Origin of the sequence: Stenotrophomonas sp. WED208, assembly GCF_040984485.1 — a bacterium.
In the GTDB taxonomy this organism is placed as follows: Bacteria; Pseudomonadota; Gammaproteobacteria; order Xanthomonadales; family Xanthomonadaceae; genus Stenotrophomonas; species Stenotrophomonas riyadhensis.
The window spans coordinates 2,980,622-2,998,098 of record NZ_JAZARB010000001.1; the positions used below are offsets into that span (position 1 = coordinate 2,980,622).

The 17,477-nt window shown below is 66.6% G+C and carries 16 protein-coding genes; 7 read left to right on the plus strand and 9 right to left on the minus strand.

Annotated features, from left to right (window positions below; all coding sequences use genetic code 11):
- Positions 1 to 27: 27 nt before the first annotated feature.
- The 3 genes from parE (at position 28) to VPH47_RS13405 (ending at position 4,312) form a co-directional block, all read left to right on the plus strand.
- The gene (parE, locus tag VPH47_RS13395; RefSeq protein WP_110711838.1) at positions 28 to 1,917 is read left to right on the plus strand and encodes a DNA topoisomerase IV subunit B; all 1,890 of its coding nucleotides are present in this window, start codon (positions 28 to 30) and stop codon (positions 1,915 to 1,917) included.
- A 215-nt stretch (positions 1,918 to 2,132) separates the two neighbouring features.
- Positions 2,133 to 2,711 (plus strand): GNAT family N-acetyltransferase, encoded by a 579-nt coding sequence (locus tag VPH47_RS13400; protein ID WP_164162969.1) that lies wholly within the window; start codon positions 2,133 to 2,135, stop codon positions 2,709 to 2,711.
- A 110-nt stretch (positions 2,712 to 2,821) separates the two neighbouring features.
- Positions 2,822 to 4,312, plus strand: coding sequence for a S10 family peptidase (locus VPH47_RS13405; protein WP_350260038.1), 1,491 nt, complete (start codon positions 2,822 to 2,824; stop codon positions 4,310 to 4,312).
- 377 nt (positions 4,313 to 4,689) lie between these two features.
- Here VPH47_RS13405 and VPH47_RS13410 read toward each other — a convergent pair whose 3' ends face one another.
- Together VPH47_RS13410 and VPH47_RS13415 are read right to left on the minus strand one after the other, a co-directional pair.
- Entirely contained in the window at positions 4,690 to 5,811 is a 1,122-nt protein-coding gene (locus tag VPH47_RS13410) for an inorganic phosphate transporter (protein WP_110711836.1), read from the minus strand.
- A gap of 13 nt (positions 5,812 to 5,824) precedes the next feature.
- The gene (locus tag VPH47_RS13415) at positions 5,825 to 6,451 is read right to left on the minus strand and encodes a DUF47 domain-containing protein (protein ID WP_004152833.1); all 627 of its coding nucleotides are present in this window, start codon (positions 6,449 to 6,451) and stop codon (positions 5,825 to 5,827) included.
- Positions 6,452 to 6,743: 292 nt separating this feature from the next.
- Here VPH47_RS13415 and VPH47_RS13420 point away from each other — a divergent pair, with 292 nt between their 5' ends.
- Entirely contained in the window at positions 6,744 to 8,048 is a 1,305-nt protein-coding gene (locus VPH47_RS13420) for a hemolysin family protein (protein ID WP_110711834.1), read from the plus strand.
- Positions 8,032 to 8,691 (plus strand): exopolysaccharide biosynthesis protein, encoded by a 660-nt coding sequence (locus VPH47_RS13425; protein WP_110711833.1) that lies wholly within the window; start codon positions 8,032 to 8,034, stop codon positions 8,689 to 8,691. Before VPH47_RS13420 ends, VPH47_RS13425 begins: the two co-directional genes overlap by 17 nt.
- A gap of 92 nt (positions 8,692 to 8,783) precedes the next feature.
- On the opposite strand, the gene VPH47_RS13430 is transcribed toward VPH47_RS13425, so the two are convergent.
- From VPH47_RS13430 to VPH47_RS13445, 4 genes are all read right to left on the minus strand, one after another.
- The gene (locus tag VPH47_RS13430; RefSeq protein ID WP_110711832.1) at positions 8,784 to 9,281 is read right to left on the minus strand and encodes a pyridoxamine 5'-phosphate oxidase family protein; all 498 of its coding nucleotides are present in this window, start codon (positions 9,279 to 9,281) and stop codon (positions 8,784 to 8,786) included.
- Positions 9,282 to 9,349: 68 nt separating this feature from the next.
- Positions 9,350 to 10,345, minus strand: a complete 996-nt coding sequence (locus VPH47_RS13435) for an LLM class flavin-dependent oxidoreductase (RefSeq protein WP_043402145.1) — start codon at positions 10,343 to 10,345, stop codon at positions 9,350 to 9,352.
- A gap of 191 nt (positions 10,346 to 10,536) precedes the next feature.
- Positions 10,537 to 11,304: a sulfurtransferase gene (locus tag VPH47_RS13440; protein ID WP_180847512.1), complete on the minus strand. Its 768-nt coding sequence runs from the start codon at positions 11,302 to 11,304 to the stop codon at positions 10,537 to 10,539.
- A gap of 289 nt (positions 11,305 to 11,593) precedes the next feature.
- Positions 11,594 to 11,959, minus strand: coding sequence for a DUF6164 family protein (locus tag VPH47_RS13445; RefSeq protein WP_110711830.1), 366 nt, complete (start codon positions 11,957 to 11,959; stop codon positions 11,594 to 11,596).
- 70 nt (positions 11,960 to 12,029) lie between these two features.
- On the opposite strand from VPH47_RS13445, the gene VPH47_RS13450 reads away from it, so the two are divergent.
- Positions 12,030 to 12,464 carry an FKBP-type peptidyl-prolyl cis-trans isomerase gene (locus VPH47_RS13450; RefSeq protein ID WP_049421508.1) on the plus strand — a complete coding sequence of 145 codons (435 nt, stop codon included), beginning with the start codon at positions 12,030 to 12,032 and terminating at the stop codon, positions 12,462 to 12,464.
- Entirely contained in the window at positions 12,451 to 13,698 is a 1,248-nt protein-coding gene (locus VPH47_RS13455; protein ID WP_368851025.1) for a TIGR03862 family flavoprotein, read from the plus strand. The genes VPH47_RS13450 and VPH47_RS13455 overlap by 14 nt, the downstream gene beginning before the upstream one ends.
- 109 nt (positions 13,699 to 13,807) lie before the next feature.
- Here the strand turns inward: VPH47_RS13455 and VPH47_RS13460 are convergent, their stop codons facing one another.
- From VPH47_RS13460 to VPH47_RS13470, 3 genes are all read right to left on the minus strand, one after another.
- Positions 13,808 to 14,269, minus strand: coding sequence for a GNAT family N-acetyltransferase (locus VPH47_RS13460; protein WP_110711828.1), 462 nt, complete (start codon positions 14,267 to 14,269; stop codon positions 13,808 to 13,810).
- Positions 14,270 to 14,371: 102 nt separating this feature from the next.
- A complete protein-coding gene (locus tag VPH47_RS13465) occupies positions 14,372 to 15,994 on the minus strand; it encodes an FMN-binding glutamate synthase family protein (RefSeq protein ID WP_110711827.1) in 1,623 nt (540 codons plus the stop codon).
- 55 nt (positions 15,995 to 16,049) lie between these two features.
- Entirely contained in the window at positions 16,050 to 17,336 is a 1,287-nt protein-coding gene (locus VPH47_RS13470; protein ID WP_153855170.1) for a nucleotide sugar dehydrogenase, read from the minus strand.
- Positions 17,337 to 17,477 lie beyond the last annotated feature (141 nt).

The following is a 17,477-nucleotide window of genomic DNA, read 5'->3' on the forward strand; positions in this document are numbered from 1 at the left end:
CCCGTCGCTCCAAGCTTTCGAAGACAGATGAACGCCCGTTATAACGCCGCCGATATTGAAGTCCTGTCCGGCCTTGACCCGGTCAAGCGCCGTCCCGGCATGTATACCGACACCGCGCGCCCGAACCACCTGGCGCAGGAAGTGATCGACAACTCGGTGGACGAGGCCCTCGCCGGCCATGCGCGCTCGATCGAGATCACCCTGTACAAGGACGGCAGCGTGGAGGTCAGCGATGACGGCCGCGGCATGCCGGTGGACATCCACCCGGAAGAGAAGATCCCGGGTGTCGAGCTGATCCTCACCCGCCTGCATGCGGGCGGCAAGTTCAGCAACAACAACTACACCTTCTCCGGCGGCCTGCACGGCGTCGGCGTCAGCGTGGTCAATGCGCTGTCGACCCTGGTCGAGGTGCACATCAAGCGCGAAGGTGCCGAGCACCGCATCACCTTCCGCAACGGCGACCGCGCCACCCCGCTGGAAGTGGTCGGCAGCGTCGGCAAGAAGAACACCGGTACCCGCGTGCGCTTCTGGCCGGACCCGAAGTACTTCGATACGCCCAAGTTCGCGGTGCGCGCGCTCAAGCACCTGCTGCGCGCCAAGGCCGTGCTGTGCCCGGGCCTGACCGTGAAGCTGACCGACGAGGCCACCGGTGAAGTCGATACCTGGTACTACGAAGACGGTCTGCGCGATTACCTGAAGCTGGAGCTGGGCGATCGCGAGATGTTGCCGGCCGAGCTGTTCGTCGGCAACCTGAAGAAAGACACCGAGATCGTGGACTGGGCCGTGGCCTGGCTGCCGGAAGGCGAGCTGGTGCAGGAAAGCTACGTCAACCTGATCCCCACCGCCCAGCATGGCACCCACGTCAACGGCCTGCGCACCGGCCTGACCGAGGCGCTGCGCGAGTTCTGCGACTTCCGCAACCTGCTGCCGCGTGGCGTCAAGCTGGCCCCGGAAGACGTATGGGACCGCGTGTCGTTCGTGCTGTCGCTGAAGATGACCGACCCGCAGTTCAGTGGCCAGACCAAGGAACGCCTGTCCTCGCGCCAGGCCGCCGGCTTCGTTGAAGGCGCCGCCCACGATGCCTTCAGCCTGCTGCTGAACCAGAACGTGGAACTGGGCGAGAAGATCGCGCAGATCGCCATCGAGCGCGCCAGCGCGCGCCTGAAGACCGAAAAGCTGGTCGTCCGCAAGAAGGTGACCCAGGGCCCGGCCCTGCCTGGCAAGCTGGCCGACTGCATCAGCCAGGACCTGTCGCGCACCGAGCTGTTCCTGGTGGAAGGTGATTCGGCAGGTGGCAGCGCCAAGCAGGCACGCGACAAGGATTTCCAGGCGATCATGCCGTTGCGCGGCAAGATCCTGAACACCTGGGAAGTCTCGTCCAACAGCGTGCTGGCCTCGGAAGAAGTGCACAACCTGGCCATCGCCATCGGTTGCGATCCCGGCAAGGACGACATCAGCGGCCTGCGCTACGGCAAGGTCATCATCCTGGCCGACGCGGACTCCGACGGCCTGCACATCGCCACCCTGCTCACCGCACTGTTCCTGAAGCACTTCCCGGCGCTGGTCGATGCCGGCCACGTGTTCGTGGCGATGCCGCCGCTGTTCCGCATCGACGTGGGCAAGCAGGTGTTCTACGCCCTGGACGAGGAAGAGAAGCGCACGATGCTGGACAAGATCGAGCGCGAGAAGATCAAGGGCGCCATCAGCGTCACCCGCTTCAAGGGCCTGGGCGAGATGAATCCGCCGCAGCTGCGTGAATCCACCATCCACCCGGATACCCGTCGCCTGGTGCAGCTGACCGTGGACGATCGCGAGCAGACGAGCTCGCTGATGGACATGCTGCTGGCCAAGAAGCGTGCGTCGGACCGCAAGGGCTGGCTGGAGACCAAGGGCGACCTGGCTTCGCTGGAAGCCTGATCCCTGACCGGGGTCGGATCCGTTTCCCAGCGGGGAACGGCTCTGACCCCAGGCACGCGGCAAGACGGTCGGCAGTGGGGTCAGAGCCCTTTCCTGCGGAAAGGGATCCGACCCCGGCCATTCACGGCAGCCGGGCATCGGCTCTACAGGCATTACGACCCCATCGGCAAACCCGGTGGCGCCATAATGCGCGTCCATCCGTGTGGACCACCGTATTGGCCAGCCACTCGCTGCTGTTCCCCGGCCTGCCGCTGCACAGCGCGCGCCTGGTCCTGAGCCCGATCCGCCGTGACGACGCCGCTGCGCTGTTCACGCTGCAATCCAACCCGGACGTGATGCGCTGGTGGAACCACCCGGCCTGGACACGACCGTCCGAAGCCCGCGAACAGATCGACGACGACCTTGCCGCCCACGCCATCGGCACCCAGCTGAAGCTGGCCGTGCGCGAATCGCTGGAGGGTCCGCTGCTGGGCATCTGCGTGGTGTTCGCGATCGATCGAGACGCCTCACGCGCCGAGATCGGCTACCTGCTTGCACCCGATCGTCAGGGCCAGGGCTACATGCACGAGGCCCTGCGGCAGATGCTGGCCTACCTGTTCGGCACCCTCCGCCTGCATCGCATCGAGGCCGAGATCGATCCACGCAATGTGCCGTCGGCACGCGTGCTCGACCGCCTCGGCTTCCACCGCGAGGGCGTGCTGCGCCAGCGCTGGCGCATCCAGGGCGAACTGTCGGATTCGGCCGTGTATGGCCTGCTGGCCGACGATGAGGCGGCCACCGTCCTGCCCGCTTGACCCAATCTGGCCAGTGGCAAGCTCAACGCACGGCCATGCCTTTGGACACATACGGCATGGCCCGCCACCGGCCTAGCATCGGAATCCCCTTCCGCTGCCGATACGGTGCCATGAAGTTCCTGCTGCACACTGCCGCGCTCTGCGTCGGCCTGCTCATCGCCCCTGCCAGCGTGCTGGCCGCGCCCGACGCCAAACCCGATCCGAACGACGACAAGACTGAAGCGCCTGCGCTGCCCGCTGATGCGTCGGCTCGCCAGAGCATGCGCCTGGCCGGCCGTACCCTCGACTACACCGCCACCGTTGGTACGCTGCCGGTGCGTGACGAGAAGGGCAAGGTGATCGCGGATGTGGTGTTCACTGCCTACACGATGCCGGGCAAGGACCGGCCGGTGACCTTTGCGCTCAATGGCGGACCTGGGGCGTCGTCGGTCTACCTCAACATGGGCGCGATCGGGCCCAAGGTGGTGACCTTCGGCTCCGAGGGTGACAGCGCGTCCGCGCCGGCCACCCTGCACGACAACCCGGGCACCTGGCTGGACTTCACCGACCTGGTGTTCATCGATCCGGTCGGCACCGGCTTCAGCCGCGCGCGCATTGGCGATGACGAAGCGAAGGAGCGGCTGTACAACCCCGGTGCTGACATCGAGTACCTGTCGCGCTCGATCTATGACTGGCTGCTGCGCAACCAGCGCATGGCGTCACGCAAGTACCTGACCGGCGAGAGCTACGGTGGCTACCGCGGCCCGCGCATCACCCACTTCCTGCAGACCCGGCTGGGCGTGGCGCTGAACGGCCTGGTGCTGGTCTCGCCCTACCTGAGCCCGACGCTGGAAGACAATGCCGACGTGTCGCCGATGGCCTGGATGCAGACGCTGCCGTCGATCGCCGCAGCGCACCTGGAGCGCCAGGGCAAGCTGACCGATGCGGCGATGCGTGAGGTGGTGGAATACACCCGTGGCGACTACGCCACCGCGCTGATGAAGGGCCGCAGTGACCCACAGGCGACCGAGGCGATGCTGCGCCGGGTGACCGAGCTGACCGGGCTGGACCCGCAGTTCGTACGCCGCGCCGGTGGCCGCCTGGAGACACAGGCGTATCTGCGTGAGGTGTTCCGCGACAAAGGCACGCTGGGCAGCCGCTACGACTCGAACGTGACCGCGTTCGATCCGTTCCCGAATGATCCGGAGCAGCGCGCCAACGATCCGCTGCTGGACAGCATCATCGCGCCGACCACCACGGCGATGGTCGACTTCGTGACGCGCGTGGTTGGCTGGAAGGTGGATGCGCGCTACCAGGCGCTGAACTACGACGTGAACCACTTGTGGGACCGCAATGGCGAGCTGCGCCAAGGGGCGGTGACCCAGCTGCGCCAGGCGGTGGCGATCGATCCGCATCTGCAGGTGCTGATCGTGCATGGCTGGAATGATCTGTCGTGCCCGTTCATGGGGTCGATCCTGACGGTGGACCAGATGCCGGCGATGGGCAGTAATCCGGACCGGGTGCAGGTGCGGAGCTACCCGGGCGGGCACATGTTCTACAGCCGGGCGGACAGCCAGGCAGCGTTCCGGAAGGATGTGCAGGCGCTGTTCCAGCGTAACTGAGGGGTTTGGCCGGGCCTGCGGCCCGGCACCCGCCGGATCAACGGCAACGGCAACGGCAAAAACTGGCTTCCTGAGGGCTGGCGAGGTGGGGTGGGGTTGCAGGACACGCCGTAAACCCATCCTTGGGGGCTTGGCCGCGGCATCCATGCCGCGGACACCCCCGCAACCGGCCCCACCCCGCCTTCGACAGATTTCCGCGAACTGTCGGAACGGCGTCCTGCACTGCTCTGGTGGGTGTCGACCTTGGTCGACACGCTGGATACGGAAGAATGATCTGCCCATGAAAAAAGCCCGCCGGAATCCGGCGGGCTTTCTCGATTGTCGGGGTCAGATCCTTTTCCCGCAGGGAAAGGGCCCTGACCCCAAGGCCGCTGGCATCAGGTCCAGCCGAACAGGGCGAACAACTTGAGGATCAGGTACGCACAGCCGCCGGCGGCCGGGATGGTCAGGATCCAGGCCCAGACGATGCGTTCGATCACGCCGAACTTCAGCGAGCGCGGGTTCTTGGCGAAGCCGACGCCCATGATCGCGGTGGAGATGCTGTGCGTGGTCGAGACCGGCATGCCGAAGTGGGCGGCCAGGGTCAGGATGGTGGCCGAGCTGGTCTCCGCGGCGAAGCCGTGGATCGGGTGCAGCTTGACCATCTTGTGGCCCAGGGTCTTGATGATCTTCCAGCCGCCCGAGGCGGTACCGGCGGCCATCACCACCGCACAGGTCAGCACGATCCACATCGCGATGCCGTCACCGGCGCTGGCGTCCGGGTGCATGAAGGCCAGCCACGACGGCAGGTCATCCAGCGCACCGGTCGCTTCGGCACCGATCAGGGTCATGGCGATGATGCCCATGGTCTTCTGCGCGTCATTGTGGCCGTGGGCAAAGCCCATGTAGGCCGCCGAGGCGATCTGCGCCTTGCCGAAGAACGCGTTGACGATGCGCGGGCGGGCCAGCCGGCCGATGGCACCACCGATCTTGGCCAGGCCGGCGATCAGCGCCCACAGCAGCACCATCACCACGATGCCGAGCAGGAAGCCGGCAATCGGCGAGGTGATCATCGGCACGAACACCTTCCACAGCAGGCCCTTGTTCTGCGCCCAGCTGCCCAGGCGCTCGGACCAGATCAGCGCGTCCCAGTTGTTGTGGGCCGCAGCCAGGCCGGCGCCGCAGAGGCCACCGATCAGGGCGTGCGAGGACGAGGACGGCAGCCCCTTCCACCAGGTGATCAGGTTCCAGATGATGCCGCCCAGCAGGGCACACAGGATCACCTGCGGGGTGACGTCGACCACGTTGGTGTTGAGCAGGCCCGAAGCGATGGTCAGCGCCACCGCGGTACCGGTCAACGCGCCGATGAGGTTCATGAAGGCGGCCAGCATCACCGCCCAGCCGGGCGAGAGCACCTTGGTCGCCACCACGGTGGCAATGGAGTTGGCGGTGTCGTGGAAGCCGTTGATGAACTCGAAGACGAGCGCGGCCAGGATCACCACCAGGACAAGGGTCAACATGCGGCGGCGTCCGTCAGCTGTTCTTCAACACGATCTGGTACGCCACCACGCCGGCCTCGCGGCAGCGGTCGATGGCCTTTTCCAGGATCTCGAAGAATTCCTTCAGCAGGAACATCTGCAGGTTGTCCAGGCGGCCCGAGTAGATGTCGCGGTACAGCTCGAGCATCAGGCGGTCGGCCTCGTTCTCCAGCGAACGCAGCTTCTCGTTGAGCGCGGTCATCCGGTCCAGGTTCATGTGGCGCAGGTCGGCCACCATCTCCACCACTACGCCAGCAGCCTGTTCCAGCATCGCCGCGCGCGGCGCGAAGTCGATGTGCTCCAGGTGGGTCGTGGCCAGCGAATAGCGATCGGCGAACTTCTCGATCTGCTTCGGAATCTTGTACAGCGCCGAGCCCAGCGCTTCGATGTCTTCGCGCTCGATCGGGGTCATGAAGCTGTCCACCAGCGCCTGGCTGATCTTGTCCGAGGCCGCGCGTTCGCGCAGGCGGGCCAGCTTGAACGCGTCCAGCGCGGGCTGGCGGTCGGCCTCGCGCAGCATGGAATGCAGCGCCTTGGCGGCGTCGGAAGCCGCGACGGCAGCCTCATCGAGCAGGGTGTAGAACTGTTTGCCGGAACCGAAAATGGTCTGCAGAGAGAACATTGAGAAACCTGTCAGCCGTCGCGGGAAGGACGGCACCAGACGGAATTATGACGGCTAGATGACCATCACGGGTATCCCTGCCCCCTTTCGAGGCCTGGGAACCCCCAACCTGAACAGGCGGTTGCCACCCTGCCACGCCCCTTTGCTAAGATGCCAGCGCGCCTTCGGGCGCACCTTATGGACGACGACCCTTATCCCCCTGCGCCGCGCCGGACCCTGTTCCTGAGCGCCAGCCGCCATCGCCAGCACCCGCCCTCCCTGCCACCAACCGGGGACGACGCCCGTGTTTGAAATGATCCTGATTGTCTTCGCGCTTGTTCTGCTGAACGGCTTCTTCGCCATGTCCGAGATGTCGGTCATGACCTCGCGCAAGAGCCGCCTGAAGCAGATGGCCGCCACCTCCAAGCGCGCCGCCAAGGCGCTGGAGCTGTCGGAGAAGCCGGAGAGCTTCCTGTCCACCGTGCAGATCGGCATCACCGTGATCGGCGTGCTGACCGGCTACCTCGGTGGTGAAGCACTGGGTGAAGCCTTCGCCGGCTGGATCCAGGGCCTGATGCCGGGCTTTGCCTACGCCGGCAACATCGGTACCGCGCTGGCGGTCAGCCTGATCACCTTCATCACGCTGATCTTCGGCGAACTGGTGCCCAAGCGCCTGGCGCTGACCCGCTCGGAGGCCATTGCCGGCCTGGTCGCGATGCCGATGAGCTGGCTGGCCAAGCTGGCCCTGCCCTTCGTCTGGCTGCTGTCCAAGACCACCCAGCTGGTGCTGCGCCTGTTCGGCCTGGGCAAGGATGAAGTCGCCTCGGTGACCGAAGAAGAGATCCGCATGCTGGTGGCCGAGAGCCACGAGGCCGGCGTGATCGACGCCCACGAGCGCGACATGATGAACCGCGTGATGCGCCTGGGCGACCGCACCGCCGACAGCCTGATGACCCCGCGCAACCGCATCGCCTGGCTGGATACCCAGGCCGGCCTGGAGCGCAACCTGGACATCATGGCCGAGCACGAGTTCTCGCGGTACCCGGTGTACCGCGACAACGACATGGACGTGGTCGGCGTGCTTGAACTGAAATCGCTGGCCACGCGCATGGCGCGCGGTGACAACGCGCTGTTCCAGACCCTGCGCGAACCGCTGTACGTCTCCGAATCGACCCACGCGATGAAGCTGCTGGAGATCTTCCGCGAGGAACAGCAGTCGATGGCGCTGGTGGTGGACGAGTACGGCGAGATCCAGGGGCTGGTGACCATCAGCGACCTGATGGGTGCCGTGGTCGGCCGCCTGCAGGCCGTGGAGAACGCCGACGAGGACGCACTGGTGGTGACCCGCGAAGACGGTTCGCTGCTGGTGGACGGCTCGCTGCCGATCGAAGACGTGCGCGAACTGATCGGCAGCAACGACCTGCCCGATGCCGAGGATGGTGACTACTACACGCTGGCCGGCATGTGCATCCACTACTTCGGCCGCATCCCGCACGCCGGCGAGTATTTCGACTGGGCCGGCTGGCGCTTCGAAGTGGTCGACCTGGACGGTGCGCGGGTGGACAAACTGCTGCTGCGCACGCTGTCCGACGAGCAGGCAGATGAGCTCACCGCCTGAGGCCGGCCAGGGCCCGGGCGTCAAGCGCCCCGCCTACCGCAACGAGGGCATCCGCACCCTGCTGGAGATGTTCGCCTCCGGCGACCCGGCCGAGCACATGCCGCTCGGCCAGATCCTGTGCAACCTGCAGCAGAGCGCGTTCGGCGTGTTCCTGTTCGTGGCGATCCTGCCCTCGTTCATCCCGATCCCGGGCATGGGCGGCGCAGTCAGCGGTCCGCTGGTGATCCTGATCGGCCTGCAGATGCTGTTCTGCCTGCGCCGGCCCTGGCTGCCTGGCTTCATTGCCCGCCGCGGCCCCAGGCGCGGCACCATGCACCGTTTCCTGGACCGCATCGATCGCCCGCTGCGGCGGTTGGACAAGATGCTGAAACCGCGCCTGCCGCAGCTGCTGACACCGCTGCCGGCCCACGCCTTCAGCGGCCTGCTGCTGGTACTGCTGGGCATCCTGCTGTCGTTGCCGATTCCCTTCACCAACTTCCTGTTCGGCTTCCAGCTGCTGCTGTTCTCGCTGGCGCTGCTGGAACGCGATGGCGCGCTGATGCTGTTCAACTGGATCGCGGCGCTGGCGGCGATCGCCTTCTTCGGTTTCAGTTCGGGGCAGCTGGTGGGCTATACGATGGAGCTGTTCCAGCGCTGGTTCTGAGCCGGAACCCGGTACAGCCGGCCGCTGGCCGGCTGCCACGTTTCCAGGATTGCCGGCCAGCGGCCGGCACTACCAATACCGGACATCGGCTCTCAGCGCAGGTCGATGAAGCCGTTGTCGGCCAAAGGCGCGGGCTCGTCCTGCACCGCCGACAGCACGAAACTGAGTGCCGTGCCCAGCAGCGTGCCCGGACCATCCCAGTACTCGGCCGAGTCGGCGCGCACCTGGATCAGGCGTAGGTTCGGGTCGTCCTTGCCACCCGGGAAGAACAGCTTCATCGCTGGCGACCACAGCTCCTCGATCTTCGCGCGATCATCAACCACGCGCGCGCGCCCGGCCACCGATACATAGGTGTTCTTCGAGGGTGAGGCATAGGCCACGTTGACGCGGGGGTCGAGCGCAATCTCGGCCACCTTCGGGCTGTCGGCAGTGATGACGAACCACAGATCACCGTCGAAGGTGACCTGCTGGGTGGCCAGCGGCCGGCTGTAGAGTCGCCCGTCAACGCCGGTGGTGGTGAACATCGCCACCTCCACGTCCTTGATCAGCTCTGCCAGTTGGGCAATGTGTTCGGCGCGGGTGTCGGCCATGTGGGGGCTCCTTCGATATGAGCCCCCATCAGACGCGGTTCGGCCGCAATGGGCCGTGACGCAATTGTTCAGCCCGCGTGGCGGGCGTGCCAGGCCTGCATCGCCAGTTCGAACGAGCGCAGGCGCGCGCGGTGGTCATACAGGTTGGCGGTGAGCATCAGTTCGTCCGGCTTGTGGCGCTCGACGAACGCGGCGATGCCTTCCGCCACCTGCTGCGGATCCCCCAGCACGGTGCAGGCCAGTGCCCGCTCCACGCCCAGCTTTTCATGCGGCTCCCAGAAGGACTCGATGTCGTCGATGGGTGCCGGAATCTTGCCTGGCCGACCGCGACGCAGGTTCACGAAACTCTGCTGCTGGCTGGTGAACAGGCGCCGAGATTCGGCCTCGCTGTCGCTGGCGACAACGTTCAACGCCAACATCGCATGTGGCTGCTTCAGCGTGGCCGAGGGGCGGAACTCGCGGCGGTACACCGCCAGCGCCTCGTCCATCACGTCCGGTGCGAAGTGCGAGGCGAACGCGTACGGCAGGCCCATCGAGGCAGCCATGCGCGCACCGAACAGGCTGGAACCGAGGATCCATGTCGGCACCCGCAGGCCACCACCCGGAACCGCCTGCACGGCCTGCCCGGGCTGTACCGGCTCGAAGTAATGCAGCAGCTCGCGCACGTCCTGTGGGAACTGGTCGGCACTGTCGAAATAGCGGCGCAGTGCACGCGCGGTCGGCTGATCGGTGCCCGGCGCACGGCCCAGGCCGAGGTCGATGCGGTCCGGATACAGCGAGGCGAGCGTGCCGAACTGCTCGGCCACCTGCAGCGGCGCATGGTTGGGCAGCATGATGCCGCCGGCACCGACGCGGATGCGCTTTGTGCCACCCGCCACGTGACCGATCAGCACGGCGGTGGCCGCGCTGGCGATGCCGGGCATGTTGTGGTGTTCGGCCAGCCAGTAGCGGCGGTACCCCAGCGCATCGGCGTGCTGGGCCAGTTCCAGCATGTTGGCGAAGGCAGCGGTGGTGTCGCTGCCCTCGCAGACCGGGGCCAGGTCAAGAATCGACAACGGGATCATCAGGCGGTTTTCCGTCACAGGATCCCCCATGCATGGGGTCGGCCAGGCGCGGCGGCCAGTGACGGTGGCGGGATGCTGATTCCCGTGGGACGGGTTCAGGGCTGACCGCGCTTGATCCGGTAGTGCCGGCCGCTGGCCGGCAGGCAAAGTGCCCTGGCAGCCGGCCAGCGGCCGGCTCTACCAAGGAAACGTCAGAACGCGCTGGGGCGCGGCTCCGGCAGCGCCTGGTCGACCATCGGCTTCAGTTCGGCATCCAGCGCCACGCGCTCATCGAACACGAAGCAGCGGCCTTCATAGCCTTCGCCGCCCACCTCCTCGAAGTAGCCGAGGATGCCGCCATCGAGCTGCAGCACGTTGTCCATGCCATCGTTGACCATCCACAGCGCGGCCTTCTCGCAACGAATGCCGCCGGTGCAGAAACTGACCACCGTGCTGTCCTTCAGCGCTTCGCGGTGCGGCGCCAACGCCTCGGGCAGGTCGGTGAACTTGTGGATGGGCAACACCAGCGCATCCTTGAAGGTGCCGTACTCCACTTCCTGCAGGTTGCGCGTATCGAGCATCACCACCGGCTTGCCGGCATCATCATGCCCCTGCCGCAACCAACGCTGCACGGTAGCCGGATCGACCGCCGGTGCACGCGGATACTCCAGCGGCTGGCCGTCATCACGGCGGAAACTGATGATCTCGTCCTTCACTTTGGCCTTCAGCCGCGCGAACGGCTGATGCTCGCTCAGGCTGGTCTTGACCCGCATATCAGCAAAACGCGCATCGGCATGCAGCGCGGCGTAGAAGCCCTCGACCGCCTCCGCCGCACCGGCCAGGAACAGGTTCAGCCCCTCGCCCGCCACCAGGATCGTGCCGCGCAGCTGCGCCGCCTCGGCGCGCGCCAGCAACTGATCGCACAGGGCCTGGGGGGCGTCGATGACGGCGAAATGGTAGGCAGCGGTATTGGCGATCATCCTGCCATTTTAGCGCCTCCCGCCCGCACGGACAGATTCAGGGGGTCAGAGCCCTCTGCGCGGCAGAGGGATCCGACCCCAAGCCCGGCAGACACCGGAATCTGTCAGAGGTGGGGCGGTGTGGGCAGGCGGGGGCGCAGAGCGCCATGGATGGCGCTCTACGAGGCACGCAGGAGCAGTTTTTGCCGCCCCCCGCCTGCCCACACCGCCACGCCATCCCACGGAAACCAGCTTTTGCCGTTGCCGTTGCCTCTGCAGGTGCCGGGTGCAACCCGGCCAGAAGCCCCCCTTACCCCCGCAACAGCACGAACGGCAGCAGCACCAGCGCCGCCGCACCCACCATCCCCAACAGCACCAGCACCACATACGCCGGCCGGCGCCGGAACAGGCTGCCGAAGGTCTCCGCCGTGCCATCGCGCAACGCCTGCTCGCGCTCGGCACGGATGCGTGGCCCGCGCTCAGCCTGGTACTCCGCCATCAGCGCCTTCGCACGCGGATGATCGGCGTCCTCGCGCAGCCACAGGCCGCCGTTGGAAATGCCCCAGGGGCTGGGTTCGGTCCGATACCAGGCGATGCCGTGCTGGTCGAGCAGCGTGCAGACATCGGCATATTCGTCGTCGCCGACATTGCGCAGATTGAGCAGGAGTTTTGCCATGCCCCCATGATACCCGGCGCCGATGCGCTACCCTTGCCGCCCTCGCCCTGCGCCCTTCCGGAGACGCCCGATGCGCCGCCTGCTGCTTCCCCTGCTGCTGTCCCTCGCCGCCGTTGGCTGCTCGACCGAACCGTCCGGCCCACCGCCGGGTGGCACCCTGACCACCTTCGAGCGCATCGATACCGTCCCGGGTACCGGCGCCGAAGCCGTTGCCGGCAACAAGGTGACCGTGCACTACACCGGCTGGATCTACGACAACCGCACCGAAACCAAGCACGGCAAGACCTTCGACAGCTCGGTCAGCCGTGGCGAACCGTTCACCTTCGCGCTCGGCGCCGGCCAGGTCATCCGCGGCTGGGATGAGGGCGTGGCCGGCATGAAGGTCGGCGGCAAGCGCACCCTGATGATCCCGCCGGACTACGGCTACGGCGACCGCCGGGTTGGCCCGATCCCGGCCGGCTCGTCGCTGGTGTTCGATGTCGAGCTGCTCGATGTCAAACCGTAATACCGCATCGCCCCATCGGGTCGCCGTCATCGGCGGCGGCCCGGCCGGCCTGTTCGCCGCCGAGCGCCTGCGCGCCGCTGGGCTGGAGGTCGACCTGTACGAGGCCAAGGGTTCACCCGGCCGCAAGTTCCTGATCGCCGGCAAGGGCGGGCTCAACCTCACCCATTCCGACCCGCGGCCGCTGTTCGACAGCCGCTACCGCGAGCGGGCCGAAGCGGTTGGTCGCTGGCTGGATGGCTTCGACGCGCAGGCACTGCGCGATTGGGCTGCCGGCTTTGGCGTGGAAACCTATGTCGGCAGCTCCGGCCGCGTGTTCCCGGTCGACCGCAAGGCAGCGCCATTGCTGCGCGGCTGGGTGCGCCGGCTGAAGGAACAGGGCGTGCGCCTGCATGCCAACCACCGCTGGATCGGATGGGGCAACGACGGCGCGCTGCGCTTCGCCACCGAAGCGGGCGAGATCGATGTCCACGCCGATGCCACCGTGCTGGCCATGGGCGGCGGCAGCTGGCCGCAGCTGGGCAGTGATGGCGCCTGGGTCGCCCCCTTGCAGGCACGAGGCGTGGACATTGCGCCGCTGCAATCGGCCAACTGCGGCTTCGACATCGACTGGACGCCGTTCTTCGCCCAGCGCAATGCCGGCGCACCATTGAAACCGGTGGTCGCGCACTGGACCGACCTGGCGGGACAACCGCAGTCGCTGCAGGGCGAATGCGTGGCCAGCGAGTACGGCATCGAAGGCAGCCTGATCTACGCATTGGCCGCAGACCTGCGCGAGACAATCAACCGCGATGGCCACGCCATGCTGTGGCTGGACCTGGTGCCGGGACGCGATGAAGCACGCCTGCTGGCCGATCTGTCGCGCCCGCGCAAGGGTCGCAGCTTCGGCGAGCACCTGCGCCGCCAGGCCGGCCTGGATGCAGTGAAGGCCGCGCTGGTGTTCGAGATCCTTGGCAAGGACGCGGGCAACGACCTGCCTGCCGTGGCCGCCACGCTCAAGCGCCTGCCGTTGCGCCTGCTGCGTCCACGGCCGATGGCCGAGGTGATCAGCACTGCTGGCGGCGTGCGCCTGGATGCGCTGGATGATGGCCTGATGCTGCGGGCAGTGCCCGGCGTGTTCTGTGCCGGCGAGATGCTGGACTGGGAGGCACCTACCGGCGGTTATCTGCTGACGGCGTGCTACGCCAGCGGCCTGCGTGCTGCTGAAGGCGTGATCGGATGGCTGGTCGGGCGATGAGACCCGCATTGTAGAGTCGAGCCATGCTCGACTGCTTTTTGATTCAGGCGATAAAGCAGTCGAGCATGGCTCGACTCTACAAAAGCCGTCGAGCAAGCTCGACGCGACATCACCATGGCCTGCGCATGCTCACCGAGGCCAGCGCCACACCGCTGGGATGCGGGTAGGCTTCCTCCCGCACGGCAATGAATCCCTGCCGTTGATAGAACGGCACCGCATTGAGCGAGGCCGACAGCACTACCTCGCGCTCGTGGTCGGCCATCGCCAGCAACCGCTGCATCAGTGCCTGGCCGATCCCCCTGCCGCCGCGATCCGGATCGACAAACAGCGCATCGACTTCATTGGCGTTGGCATCGAACACGCCGAAACCGAGCAGGGCCCCCTGCCCGTCCTCGGCCACCACGCATCCGCCCTGCGACAACAGCCGCGCGTACTGCGACGGTGGTGGCGAGGCCGACCACGGTGCGATGACCTCCACCGGATAGTGGCTGCTGCAGGTCTCGCGCACGCAGCGCGTGCGCAGGGCCCACAGCGTGGCGACGTCGTCGATGGTGCCGGTCCTGAACTGCATGACATCTCCTTGTAGCGTCGAGCCATGCTCGACTGTTCTTCGTTCCGACGTCGCGATGCCTGATCGAAAGGCAGTCGAGCAGGGCTCGACTCTACAGAATCGCTATCGCGACTTGCTGGCGCGCAGCGCCTGGATCTTCGGCGGCGGCTGGAACGAATCGCTGCGTGCATCGGCCCAGAATGCATGGAACACCGCATGGTCCGGCACCTTGTGCAGCAGCTCGCCCGGTTCCAGGTAGCGGTACAGCGAGGCCAGCGAACGGATCTCCACCGGCGAAACACGGCGCAGGATGTGTTCCGGCCCAAGTTCAGCCGGATCATTCAGGCCGGCGGCACACAGCAGCTCCTTCAAGGCATGCAGCGTGTGCTCGTGGTAGCTGTACACACGGGTGGCCTTGTCCGGCGCATCCAGGTGCTTCCAGCGTGCCGGGTCCTGGGTGGCGATGCCGGTCGGGCACTTGTCGGTGTGGCAGCTCAGCGACTGGATGCAACCCAGCGCGAACATGAAGCCACGGCCGGCATTGCACCAGTCGGCCCCCAGCGCGATGGTGCGCGCGATGTCGAAGGCACTGGTGATCTTTCCCGCCGCGCCGATGCGGACGCGTTCGCGCAGGTCGAGGCCAACCAGGGTGTTGTGCACCAGCAGCAGCGCTTCGTGCATCGGCACACCGACATGGTCGACAAACTCCGCCGGTGCCGCACCCGTGCCGCCCTCTGCGCCGTCGACCACGATGAAGTCCGGCAGCAGGCCGGTTTCCTGCATCGCCTTGGCAATGCCGAACCACTCCCACGGATGGCCGATGGCCAGCTTGAAACCGACCGGCTTGCCACCGGACAGTTCGCGCAGGCGCGCAACGAACTGCAACAGCTCGACCGGCGTCGAGAACGCTGAGTGGCGTGACGGCGACACGCAGTCCACGCCCATCGGTACGCCGCGCGTCACCGAGATCTCGGCGGTCACCTTCGGTGCTGGCAGCACGCCACCGTGGCCCGGCTTGGCACCCTGCGACAGCTTGATCTCGATCATCTTGACCTGGTCGTGGGTGGCATTGGCAACGAAGCGCTCTTCGCTGAAGCCCCCTTTCTCGTCACGGCAACCGAAGTAGCCCGAACCGATCTCCCACACTAGGTCACCGCCCATCTCGCGGTGATACGGCGAGATCGAGCCTTCGCCAGTGTCGTGATAGAAGCCGCCACGGCGCGCGCCTTCGTTCAGCGCGCGGATCGCATTGGCCGACAACGAACCGAAGCTCATCGCCGAAATGTTGAACACGCTGGCCGAATAGGGCTTGGCACAGTTGGCGCCGATCAACACGCGGAAATCGTGCTTGGCGATGGACGTGGGTGCCAGCGAATGGTTGATCCATTCGTAGTCCACCGCATAGGTGCTGCGCAGGGTACCGAACGGCACCGTGTCCATCTCGTTCTTGGCCCGCTGGTAGATCAGCGCGCGCTGCTGGCGCGAGAACGGCACGTCCTCCAGGTCGCTCTGCACGAAATACTGGCGGATCTCCGGGCCGATCGACTCCAGGCCGTAGCGGAAGTGCGCCATCACCGGATAATTGCGGCGCAGCGTGCTGCGCTTCTGCAGCAGGTCCCAGGTCCCCAGCGCCACCATCGCGGCAGTCAGGCCGACGCCCCAGTACCAGGCCGGCCAGATCGTGGCCAGCCACAGGCATATCGGGAACATCAGGATGGCGAGCAGGTAGACGATATACCGGTGCATGGCTTTCCTCGGTTGCAACTGCCCCCGAGTCTACCGTGCCGCCCGCCCTCCGGGCTTACAGTCGACCGTCAACCACGTTGCGCGGCCAGGCCGATTTCACATCGTAGACCAGGCCACCGGGGGCCAGCAGGCCCCGGATTCCCGCCTCGTCCATCGCCTTGAAGCGGGCATGGGCCACCGCCAGCACCACCGCGTCGTAGCTCCCCGTGACCGGCTCGGCCAGCCACTGCACACCGGCCTCCGCCAACGCCGCCGGGCCCACCCAGGGATCACTGACTTCAACCTCGGCACCGGCATCGCGCAGGCGCTGCGCAAGCTCCAGCGCGCGGCTGTTGCGCAGGTCCGGGCAATCCTCCTTGAAGGTCACGCCGAGCACCAGGATGCGTGCCTGCACCGGTGCGCGGCCACGCTCCGCCAGCATCGCCAGCACCCGCGCGGCCACGTGCTCGCCGACGCGGTTGTTGACCTGCCGCGCGGTATGGATCAGATCCGGGTGGTAACCCACGCTCTCGGACTTGTGCAGCAGGTAATACGGATCCACGCCGATGCAGTGGCCACCCACCAGACCTGGCCGGAACGGCAGGAAATTCCACTTGCTGCCCGCCGCGTCAAGCACGTCCTGGGTGTCGATGCCGAGCCGATCGAAGATCAGCGCCAGCTCGTTGACCAGTGCGATGTTGACATCACGCTGGATGTTCTCGACCACCTTGGCCGCTTCGGCCACGCGCATCGTCGGCGCCGGGAAGGTACCGGCGGCGATGATGCGCTGGTACAGGCCGTCGATCACCGCGGCAACCTCCGGTGTCGAACCGGAGGTGATCTTGCGGATGTCGGCCAGGCGACGCTGGCGGTCACCCGGACTGACCCGCTCGGGGCTGTAGCCGCAGTAGAAGTCTTCGTTGAAACGCAGGCCCGAGCCCTCCTCCAGCAGCGGCACGCAGACTTCTTCGGTCGTACCGGGGTACACCGTGGATTCGTAGATCACCAGGTCGCCCACGCGCAGATGGCTGGCGATCAGCCGGCTGGCAGATCGCAGCGGCTCCAGGTCGGGCTGCTCATAGGCATCGATCGGGGTCGGCACGGTGACGATGTAGACATTGCAGGCATCGAGCAGTGCCGGATCACTGCCGTACTGCAGCTGCTGTGCACTGGCCAGCTCATCGGGCTCCATTTCCAGCGTGTGGTCCTGGCCACTGCGCAGCTCGGCGATGCGGCCGGCATCGATATCAAAGCCCAGCGTCGGCCAGTGCCGACCGAAGGCCACCGCCAACGGCAGGCCGACGTAGCCCAGGCCGATCACTGCAAACCGGGGGGCGACGGCCGCCGCAACCGGCGCACTCATCGGTACATCCCGTGCAACGGATGCGATCGCACATACGCTGCCATGGCTTCGGCCAACTCACTCATTCGCTGCACCACTCCGGGAAACCCACACCAGAAAGGCTACAGCCTAACGGCCCGGCCGCCCCACCGCCAAGGCAGG

What these genes read in the sequence shown, in the direction of transcription:
- parE (WP_110711838.1), top strand. Translation starts at nt 28, where the DNA reads ATGAACGCCCGTTATAACGCCGCCGATATTGAAGTCCTGTCCGGCCTT.
- VPH47_RS13405 (WP_350260038.1), top strand. Translation starts at nt 2,822, where the DNA reads ATGAAGTTCCTGCTGCACACTGCCGCGCTCTGCGTCGGCCTGCTCATC.
- VPH47_RS13410 (WP_110711836.1), bottom strand. Translation starts at nt 5,811, where the DNA reads ATGTTGACCCTTGTCCTGGTGGTGATCCTGGCCGCGCTCGTCTTCGAG.
- VPH47_RS13415 (WP_004152833.1), bottom strand. Translation starts at nt 6,451, where the DNA reads ATGTTCTCTCTGCAGACCATTTTCGGTTCCGGCAAACAGTTCTACACC.
- VPH47_RS13420 (WP_110711834.1), top strand. Translation starts at nt 6,744, where the DNA reads ATGATCCTGATTGTCTTCGCGCTTGTTCTGCTGAACGGCTTCTTCGCC.
- VPH47_RS13425 (WP_110711833.1), top strand. Translation starts at nt 8,032, where the DNA reads ATGAGCTCACCGCCTGAGGCCGGCCAGGGCCCGGGCGTCAAGCGCCCC.
- VPH47_RS13430 (WP_110711832.1), bottom strand. Translation starts at nt 9,281, where the DNA reads ATGGCCGACACCCGCGCCGAACACATTGCCCAACTGGCAGAGCTGATC.
- VPH47_RS13435 (WP_043402145.1), bottom strand. Translation starts at nt 10,345, where the DNA reads ATGATCCCGTTGTCGATTCTTGACCTGGCCCCGGTCTGCGAGGGCAGC.
- VPH47_RS13440 (WP_180847512.1), bottom strand. Translation starts at nt 11,304, where the DNA reads ATGATCGCCAATACCGCTGCCTACCATTTCGCCGTCATCGACGCCCCC.
- VPH47_RS13445 (WP_110711830.1), bottom strand. Translation starts at nt 11,959, where the DNA reads ATGGCAAAACTCCTGCTCAATCTGCGCAATGTCGGCGACGACGAATAT.
- VPH47_RS13450 (WP_049421508.1), top strand. Translation starts at nt 12,030, where the DNA reads ATGCGCCGCCTGCTGCTTCCCCTGCTGCTGTCCCTCGCCGCCGTTGGC.
- VPH47_RS13455 (WP_368851025.1), top strand. Translation starts at nt 12,451, where the DNA reads ATGTCAAACCGTAATACCGCATCGCCCCATCGGGTCGCCGTCATCGGC.
- VPH47_RS13460 (WP_110711828.1), bottom strand. Translation starts at nt 14,269, where the DNA reads ATGCAGTTCAGGACCGGCACCATCGACGACGTCGCCACGCTGTGGGCC.
- VPH47_RS13465 (WP_110711827.1), bottom strand. Translation starts at nt 15,994, where the DNA reads ATGCACCGGTATATCGTCTACCTGCTCGCCATCCTGATGTTCCCGATA.
- VPH47_RS13470 (WP_153855170.1), bottom strand. Translation starts at nt 17,336, where the DNA reads ATGAGTGCGCCGGTTGCGGCGGCCGTCGCCCCCCGGTTTGCAGTGATC.